Raw genomic sequence first — 8398 nt, 5'->3', positions numbered from 1 at the left:
CGTTTCCCTCACCCTGCGGGGCGGACCGCCCGCGAGCCGGGGTGTCGTCCGGCCCGGGCATCGGACAGACTGGCACCGACGCAGTCCGTACGACGACGTGAGAGTGGGTGTCGCAGCATGAGCTCCGACCAGGGCCTGTCCATCTTCGACCAGGATCCCGACGAGAGCGGTGACCGTCCTGTCGGCGCCGACGTCGACGCGGACACCGAGTCGACCCAGGTCATTCCGGTGATCGACAAGCAGACGGCTCCCCCGTCGACCGGCGCCGCGCCGGCCGCTCAGAAGCGTCCGGTCCTTCCGCCGGCCACCCCGGGTAGGCAGTCGGCCTCCGCGCCGGCTGCGACCTCGGTCCAGCGCCCGACGGCGGCCCCGGCGGCCTCCGCGCCCCAGGCGTCAGGCTCCACCGGAACCTCCACGTTCCCCGTCGTACGGCGCAACGGTTACGACCGTGCCGCCGTCGATGCCCGCGTCCACCAGCTCAGCGGCGAGAAGGCCGGCCTGAGCGCCAGCCTCAACCAGTCCGAGACCCGCGTCGTCGAGCTCGAGGAGGCGCTGCAGCAGGCCAAGTCGGACCTCGCCGAGATCAAGACCCCGTCGTACGCCGGCCTCGGCGGTCGGGCCAGCACGATGCTCCGCCTCGCCGAGGAGGAGGCCGACGAGATCCGTGAGGTGGCCCAGCGCGACGCCTCCGAGATCCGCGCCCAGGCCGAGCGCGATGCCCGGGCGATCCGTTCGGACGCCGCCCGCGAGGTCGAGGACATGAAGGTCGTCCAGCTCCGTGAGCTCGACGAGACGCGCTCGCGGATGGTGGCCGACGCCGAGCAGGAGCGCAACCTCGCCGAGGGCGAGGCCTCCGACCTCGTCGCCTCGGCCAAGCGCGAGGCCGACCAGATCCGTCTGGCCGCTCAGCAGGAGAGCTCGGAGATGCGCACCGGCGCCCAGCGCGAGGTCGAGCAGGCCCGCGCCGCTGCCGACCGCGAGGTGCAGGAGGCCCGCCGCACGCTGGCGGTCGAGAAGGAGCGGCTGGCCCGCGAGGCCACCGACCACCACAACAGCGCGGTCGCCGAGACCAAGCGGCTCGTCGAGGAGGCCGAGCAGCGCGCGGCCGCCGCCGAGGAGCGTGCCACCGCCGCCACGCAGCAGGCAACCGCCAACCGTGCCGCCACCGCCACGGAGTCCGAGGCGCTGCTCCACCGCGCGCGCCGGGAGGCCGAGCAGATCGTCGCCGCGGCCAACCACAAGGCCGAGCAGATCTCCAGCGCCGGCGACGACGCCGCTCAGCGCGAGATCGCCGCGACCAAAGCCGAGCTCGACCGACTCGTCAAGCGCCGTGACGCGATCACCGCCCAGCTCGCCTCGCTCCGCGACGTCGTCGCCGGATTCGCCGAGGACGAGAGTTGAGCCCCGACCCGGACCCCGTCGAGCAGACGGACCGGGTCGACCCCGCCGCGGCTCCCGGGACCGGCACGACCGCTGACACCGACGAGGTGCCCCACCAGCTCGAGCACGAGCCGGTGGGCATCTTCGTCGTCACCGACGACCTCGGCGAGCCCGGGGCGCCGTTCTCACGCCGCAACCCCTTCTACATCGGCTTCGTCGGCGCCCTCGGTGTCTTCCTGGCGTGGTTCCTCTTCCAAGCCGTCACGAGCATCGCCTCGGTGCTGCTGCTCGTGGTGGTGGCGCTCTTCCTGGCCGCGGGCCTCAACCCGGCCGTGGAGTTCCTCGAGCGCCGGGGCCTCCCCCGGCCCGGAGCGCTGACGGCGGTCATCCTGGCCGCCCTCGGCGCAGTCGTGCTCTTCGTCGTCGCGATCGCCCCCGTCATCACCGAGCAGGTCAACGCCCTCAGCGGCAACGTTCCCGACTGGCTCGACCAGCTGCAGGAGAACCGGCGCGTCCAGGAGTTCAACGACGAGTTCGGCGTCATCGAGAAGATCAAGGACTACGTCGCCGGCGGCGACTTCGTCAGCGGCCTCTTCGGCGGAGCGCTCGGCTTCGGCCTCAAAGTGCTCTCGGTGCTCTTCAACGCCTTCATCGTCGTCGTCCTGACGCTCTACTTCCTCGCCTCGCTCGAGCTGACCAAGAACGCCTTCTACAACCTCGCCCCCGCGTCGCGTCGCGAGCGGGTCACCCTGCTCGGTGACCGTGTGCTCCGCAACGTGGGCGGCTACGTCTCCGGAGCCTTCATCGTCGGACTCACCGCGGGGCTGTCGTCGCTGGTGTTCCTGTTCGCGATCGGTCTCGGCGAGTACGCCGTGGCGCTGGCGTTCGTCGTGGCGCTGCTCGACGTCATCCCGATGATCGGGGCGACGATCGGCGCCGTGCTGGTGACGGCCATCGCCTTCGCGACCGACATCCGCACCGGCATCATCTGCGCGATCTTCTACGTGGTCTACCAGCAGGTGGAGAACTACGTCATCTACCCGCGCGTCATGAAGCGCTCGGTCGACATCCCGGGTGCGGTGACCGTCATCGCAGCCCTCATCGGTGCGGCGCTGCTCGGCGTCGTCGGAGCCCTGCTGGCCATCCCCACCGCTGCGGCGGTGCTGCTGGTGATGCGCGAGGTCGTGGTCAAGCGTCAGGATCAGCGCTAGCGCGTCGTGTCGCGGACCCTCAGGCCGGGACCGGCTCGGGGTGCTCCGAGGCGGGCTCGCCGAGCTTGACGCCGACCACCCCGACCAGCACCAGCACTCCACCGACGAGCTGAACCGCGCCGGGCAGCTCGCCGAGGAGCAGCCAGGCCCAGGCCACCGCACAGACGACCTCGCTCAGGGCGACGAACGAGGCCAGCCGCGAGCCGAGCTGACGCGCGGCCCCGATCCCGGTCACGTAGGCGATCGCTGCCGAGACCAGACCGAGCACGGCGAGCGGCACCCACCAGTCGACCTCGACCCCGGCGTACGGGGCTGTCGCGCTCGTCGCCCGGACCGGCATCAGGCCGACCAGTCCGAGGCCTGCGAGGACGACGGCGCCGACCACGAGGCCACCGGCGGCAAGCGCGAGGGGCGGGAGTCCGGTGCTGTCCTCGGCGCCGAGCACGAAGTAGGCAGCGAGACCGACCATCGCGGCCAGCGCCCACAGGACCCCGGCCAGACTCAGTCCACCGGCGCCGGAGAACAGGTCGAGCACCAGGATCAGTCCGAGGGCACAGAGCGCGCCGCCGGCCACGGTGATGAGTCCGGGTCGCTGCCCGTGGCGCAGCCACAGCCAGACCACGACCGCCACGGGTGCGGTGTACTCGATGAGCAGTGCCGGGGCGACCTGCATGTAGGAGACGGCCGAGAAGTAGCAGAACTGCGCCCCGGCCACCGCGAGCACGCCGTACATGACGATCAGTCGCGCGTTGCGTCGCACCGGAGCCCAGTCGCCCCGCAGCGAGCGGATCCCGAACGGGACCACGATCAGGGCCCCCAGCGCGATGCGCGCCAGGACGACGGCGCCCGGGCTCCAGCCGTTGTCGAGCAGGGGGCGCGCCAGGGCACCGGCCAGACCGAAGGAGACCGCCGACACCAGAGCCAGCGTCAGGCCCGAGCGGGCACGGCTCCCCTCGAACCGGGCCACCGGGGCGTCATTCGTCAACGTGCTCATGAGTCATGACATTAAGGAGATTGCGGTAATCTGTCAAAATGGTTTTCAGTCATGACGTCGAGCTAGCTCTGCAGGCCGCCACCGTGCTGGCCAACACCGCCCTCGAACCCGACACCCTGACCACCGTCGCGGAGCTCGCGCAGATCTTCACCGACTACGACTACTCCGGGCGCCACGACGCGGACGTCGCCGAGCTCGAGGCGGTCCGCGCGCTGCGCGGAGACCTCCGCACCCTTCTGCTCGCTGACCGCGAGGAGGCCGCGGGCATCGTCAACCAGATGCTGCTCGACGAGCAGGCGCTGCCTCAGCTGATGCGTCACGACGAGTTCGACTGGCACCTCCACGCGGTCTCCTACGAGGAGGCCCTGCCCAAGCGGATCCGCGTGGAGACGGCGATGGCGATGGTCGACGTCATCCGCGCCGACGAGATGTCGCGCCTGGGCCGGTGCGCCGACGACGACTGCGACGGCGTGGTGCTCGACCTGTCGCGCAACCGCTCACGGCGCTTCTGCTCGACGACCTGCGGCAACCGCAACGCCGTCGCTGCCTACCGCGCGCGACAGAGCCAGAGCTGAGCCGTCGTCAGGAGTGGGCGGGGTCGTGGTCGCGCACCCCGCGAGCACGCTCGATCGCGCTCATCGAGTGGAAGACCACCAGCGCTGCGACGGTGCCGAGGGCGATCCCGGTCACGACCACCTCGCCGCCGCCCGGGTCGAGGTCGAGGGTGAGGTCCCCGATGCCGATGACCAGTGCCACCGCCGCGGTGAGCTGGTTGACCGGTCGTGAGAAGTCCACGCCGTTGTCGATCCAGATCTTGACCCCGATCACCCCGATGAGGCCGTACAGCGCGACCGTCACTCCCCCGAGCACCCCGGACGGGATCGTGTTGACGAGGGCGCCGAACTTGGGCGACAGGCTGAGCAGGATCGCCACGACTCCCGCCACGGCGTACGCGGCCGTCGAGTAGACCCGGGTCGCGGCCATCACGCCGATGTTCTCGCCGTACGTCGTGGTGCCCGAGCCGCCGCCGGCACCCGCCAGCGTCGTGGCGATCCCGTCGGCCAGCAGCGCGCGGCCGGTGCTCTCGTTGATCGACTCGTCGCCCGTCAGGTGCGCGACGGTGCGCACGTGACCGACGTTCTCGGCCACGAGCACGAGCACGACCGGGATGAACGCCGGCAGCACGGCCCAGGAGGGTTCGGGGGCGAAGAAGTCAGGCACCCCGATCCAGGCAGCCTCGCCGACCGGAGAGAGATCGACGACCCCGGCGATCGCCGCGGCGACGTAGCCCGCCACGACTCCCAGCAGGATCGAGAGGCGAGCCGCCATGCCGCGCAGCCCCACGGCCACGAGGAGCAGCACCACCAGGGTGACCGCTGCGACCCCCGGCGACAGGGCGAAGCTGCTCGTCGCCGCGCCGGACAGGTTGAGCCCGATCAGCGCCACGATCGCCCCGGTGACCACCGGAGGCATCAACGCGTCGATCCACCCCGCACCGGTGAGGGTGACCACCGCTCCGACCAAGGCCAGGGTCAGGCCGACGGCCAGCACCCCGAACAGGGCGTTGCCCATCGTCCCGGTTGCGACCGCGGCCTGGATCGGCGCGATGAACGCGAACGACGAGCCGAGGTAGCTCGGCACCCGGTTGCGGGTGATCACCAGGAACAGCAGCGTGCCGACCCCGGAGAAGAACAAGGTCGCCGTGGGCGGGAACCCGGTGAGCAGGGGCACCAGGAAGGTCGCCCCGAACATCGCCACCACGTGCTGGGCGCCGAGGCCGATCGTGCGCGGCCAGGTGAGTCGTTCGCCTGGCGCGACGATCGCGCCGTCGACCGGGCGACCGTCCCGGTGCAGGGTCCACCACGTGCTCATCAGGTCTCAGTGTCTCCGGGGTCGGTCAGGGTCGGCCAGGGTCGGTCGGGTCGGCTCAGCGACGCGAGTAGTCGCGGAAGCCGCGCGTGGTCTTGCGACCCAGGTAACCGGCGGTCACCAGGTGCTCGAGCAGCGGCGCCGGAGCGAACCCGGGCTCGCGGAACTCCTTGTAGAGCTCGCGCTGGATGGCGAGCGACACGTCGTTGCCGACCACGTCGAGCAGCTCGAAGGGGCCCATCGGCAGCGCACAGCCCTGCTTCATGGCCAGGTCGATGTCGTCGGCCGTGGCGTAGTGCGCCTCGAGCATCTTGACCGCGTCGTTGAGGTAGGGGAACAGCAGCGCGTTGACGATGAAGCCCGCGCGGTCGCCGCACGAGACCGCGACCTTGCCGACCTTGGCGCATAGCGCGCGCGTGGTCTCGGTGACGGCCTCGTCGGTCGAGACCGTGGAGACGACCTCGACGAGCTTCATGATCGTGGCCGGGTTGAAGAAGTGCATGCCGATGACGTCCTGCGGCCGGCTCGTCACCTTCGCCATCGAGATGATGGGCAGCGAGGACGTCGTCGTGGCGAGGATCGCGCCGGGCTTGCAGATCTCGTCGAGGTTCTCGAAGAGGGTCGTCTTGATCTGGAGGTCCTCGGCGATCGCCTCGACGACGAGGTCGACGTCCTTGAGGTCGTCGAGCGAGGTGGTGCCGGTCATCCGGGCGAGCACCTCGGCCTTGGCCTCCTCGGTCGCGCGGCCACGCTGGATCTGCTTGTCGAAGTTCTTCGTGACGATCGTCCGCACGCCCTCGACCTTCTCGGCCGAGCGACCGACGTAGAGCACGTCGTAGCCGCTCTTGGCGAAGACCTCGGCGATGCCGGCAGCCATCGTGCCGGTGCCGACGACACCGACCTGCTTGATGTCGTGCTTGAGCTGCGGCGCCTCGTCGGCCGACGGCGTCTTGTCGTCGGCGACGATCGCGGAGCTGTCGGGGGCCTCGTAGGTGTAGAACCCGCGACCGGTCTTGCGGCCGAGCAGGCCGGCGGTGACCATCTGCTTGAGGATCGGCGCCGGGGCGGGGAGCCGGTCGCGACCCTGGAGGTACATCGTCTCGAGGATCTCGTAGGCCGTGTCGAGGCCGATCAGGTCGAGCAGCGCCAACGGGCCCATCGGGTAGCCGCAGCCGAAGCGCATGGCAGCGTCGATGTCCTCGCGCGTGGCGTAGCGACCCTCGAACATCGAGGCGGCGTGGTTGAGGTAGCCGAAGAGCAGCGTGTTGGCGATGAAGCCGGCCTTGTCGCCGCACACGACGGGGCTCTTGCCCAGCGAGCCGAGGAGCGCCTGCACGTCGGTGAGGACGGAGGGCTCGGTGACCACGGTGCGCACGACCTCGACGAGGTTCTGGACCGGCGCAGGGTTGAAGAAGTGGACGCCGATGACGCGGCCCGGGGCCGACGTCGCGGTCGACAGCTCGGTGACCGAGAGCGAGGAGGTGTTGGTGGCCAGGACGGTGTCGGGGCCAACGATCTTGTCGAGGCTGCGGAAGATCGCCTTCTTGGTCTCCATCGACTCCACGACCGCCTCGACGACGAGGTCGGCAGAGGCGAGGTCCTCGATGGCGGTGGTGAACGTGATCTTGCCCAGGAGGTCGTTCTGCTCCTCCTCGGTCATCTTCTCGCGCTTGACCGCACGCCCGGTCGAGTTGGCCAGGTGCTGGCGGCCGCGCTCCACACCCTCGTCGTTCAGCTCGACACCGATCACGGCGTAGCCGTTGCGGGCGAACACCTCGGCGATCCCGGCACCCATGGTGCCGAGACCGACAACGCCGATCGTGGTGAAGCTGCGGGCCGGGGTCTCGGGGGTCTCAACACTCATGGCGCGCATCATTCCACGCGCGAGCGGCCCACCTGCACCATGTTCACTCGTCGGTAACTTGTGCCCGTCACAGCGGCGCCCGCATCACCACACGACGGCCGATCCCGTCGAGACCCAGGGCCCGCTCGTGCTCGCGGAGCCGCACCTGGAAGGGCTCGAGATCGTCGACCTCGACGAAGCCGAGCGTGCCGTAGAACGGCCCGTTCCAGGGCACGTCGGCGAACGTGCACAACGAGAGCTCCCGGTGGCCCGACCCGCGGGCCTCGGACATCACCGCTCGCACGAGCGCGGCGCCGATCCCCTGGCGCCCGTACGACGGCAGCACCGACACCTGCTCGAGGTGCGCGCGATCGTCGGCGAAGGTCAGGTGGGCGAAGCCGACTACCTCGCCACCGACGTCCGCCACCAGCAGCGTCCCGGCCTGGTCACGCTCTCCCCCGCTCGGTGCCGGCGAGGCCAGCGCGGCATGCGTCCGATTGAAGTGTTCCTCGAAGAGCACCAGACCGGCGTCCTCGACGCCGGCGAGATGGCGCAGGTCGGAGGGCCGGGCCAGGCGGATGGAGGCCGAGGTCATGGCTGAAGCCTAGGGAGGTAGATTCACCGTCCGTGAGACTCGTCGTCGCCCGCTGCCAGATCGACTACGCGGGACGCCTGACGGCCCACCTGCCGATGGCCACCCGGGTGTTGATGATCAAGGCCGACGGCTCGGTCCTCGTGCACTCCGACGGAGGGTCCTACAAGCCCCTCAACTGGATGTCACCGCCCTGCACGCTTCGCGAGGGCACCACCGACGACGGACAGGTCGAGTGGACGGTGACGTCGACGAAGACCGACGACACCCTGCGCATCCTGCTCGAGGAGGTCGTCAGCGACTCCAGCCACGACCTCGGCGTCGACCCGGGCCTGCAGAAGGACGGCGTCGAGAAGCACCTCCAGGAGCTGCTGGCCGAGCATCCCGCGAGCCTGGCTGACGGCCTGGTCCTCGTACGACGGGAGTACCCCACGGCCATCGGTCCGGTCGACCTGATGTGTCGCGACGCCGCCGGCGCCAGCGTCGCGGTGGAGATCAAGCGACGCGGC

8 protein-coding genes are annotated in these 8398 nt (G+C 70.3%); 4 read left to right on the top strand and 4 right to left on the bottom strand.

The annotated features are described in order from the left end of the window. Positions 1-117 precede the first annotated feature (117 nt). Positions 118-1401: a hypothetical protein gene (locus VOI19_RS08940; RefSeq protein WP_323792618.1), complete on the top strand. Its 1284-nt coding sequence runs from the start codon at positions 118-120 to the stop codon at positions 1399-1401. After that, positions 1398-2591, top strand: a complete 1194-nt coding sequence (locus VOI19_RS08935) for an AI-2E family transporter (RefSeq protein WP_323792617.1) — start codon at positions 1398-1400, stop codon at positions 2589-2591. Before VOI19_RS08940 ends, VOI19_RS08935 begins: the two co-directional genes overlap by 4 nt. Positions 2592-2610: 19 nt before the next feature. Here VOI19_RS08935 and VOI19_RS08930 read toward each other — a convergent pair whose 3' ends face one another. Next, positions 2611-3585, bottom strand: coding sequence for a DMT family transporter (locus VOI19_RS08930; RefSeq protein ID WP_323792616.1), 975 nt, complete (start codon positions 3583-3585; stop codon positions 2611-2613). Positions 3586-3623: 38 nt separating this feature from the next. Here VOI19_RS08930 and VOI19_RS08925 point away from each other — a divergent pair, with 38 nt between their 5' ends. Then, on the top strand, positions 3624-4160 hold the full coding sequence (locus VOI19_RS08925; RefSeq protein ID WP_323792615.1) for a CGNR zinc finger domain-containing protein: 537 nt from the start codon (positions 3624-3626) through the stop codon (positions 4158-4160). A gap of 7 nt (positions 4161-4167) precedes the next feature. Here the strand turns inward: VOI19_RS08925 and VOI19_RS08920 are convergent, their stop codons facing one another. The 3 genes from VOI19_RS08920 to VOI19_RS08910 all read right to left on the bottom strand — a co-directional run bounded on the left by VOI19_RS08920 (position 4168) and on the right by VOI19_RS08910 (position 7892). Then, entirely contained in the window at positions 4168-5457 is a 1290-nt protein-coding gene (locus tag VOI19_RS08920; RefSeq protein ID WP_323792614.1) for a uracil-xanthine permease family protein, read from the bottom strand. Between the two features lie 55 nt (positions 5458-5512). After that, on the bottom strand, positions 5513-7318 hold the full coding sequence (locus VOI19_RS08915; RefSeq protein ID WP_323792613.1) for a 3-hydroxybutyryl-CoA dehydrogenase: 1806 nt from the start codon (positions 7316-7318) through the stop codon (positions 5513-5515). Positions 7319-7385: 67 nt separating this feature from the next. Further along, the gene (locus VOI19_RS08910; RefSeq protein WP_323792612.1) at positions 7386-7892 is read right to left on the bottom strand and encodes a GNAT family N-acetyltransferase; all 507 of its coding nucleotides are present in this window, start codon (positions 7890-7892) and stop codon (positions 7386-7388) included. 32 nt (positions 7893-7924) lie between these two features. Between VOI19_RS08910 and nucS the strand changes: the two genes are divergently transcribed. Beyond that, positions 7925-8398 (top strand): endonuclease NucS (gene nucS, locus VOI19_RS08905; RefSeq protein WP_323792611.1); only part of this gene is annotated, 474 nt, incomplete at its 3' end.

The organism is Nocardioides sp. (assembly GCF_034670285.1).
Classification (GTDB): domain Bacteria; phylum Actinomycetota; class Actinomycetes; order Propionibacteriales; family Nocardioidaceae; genus Nocardioides.
This window is presented reverse-complemented; position numbering and strand designations above follow the sequence as displayed.

Bases quoted from the DNA above. Each gene is read 5' to 3' on its own strand.
- VOI19_RS08915 (WP_323792613.1), bottom strand. From the start codon at position 7,318: ATGAGTGTTGAGACCCCCGAGACCCCGGCCCGCAGCTTCACCACGATC.
- VOI19_RS08925 (WP_323792615.1), top strand. From the start codon at position 3,624: ATGGTTTTCAGTCATGACGTCGAGCTAGCTCTGCAGGCCGCCACCGTG.
- VOI19_RS08920 (WP_323792614.1), bottom strand. From the start codon at position 5,457: ATGAGCACGTGGTGGACCCTGCACCGGGACGGTCGCCCGGTCGACGGC.
- VOI19_RS08930 (WP_323792616.1), bottom strand. From the start codon at position 3,585: ATGAGCACGTTGACGAATGACGCCCCGGTGGCCCGGTTCGAGGGGAGC.
- VOI19_RS08910 (WP_323792612.1), bottom strand. From the start codon at position 7,892: ATGACCTCGGCCTCCATCCGCCTGGCCCGGCCCTCCGACCTGCGCCAT.
- VOI19_RS08940 (WP_323792618.1), top strand. From the start codon at position 118: ATGAGCTCCGACCAGGGCCTGTCCATCTTCGACCAGGATCCCGACGAG.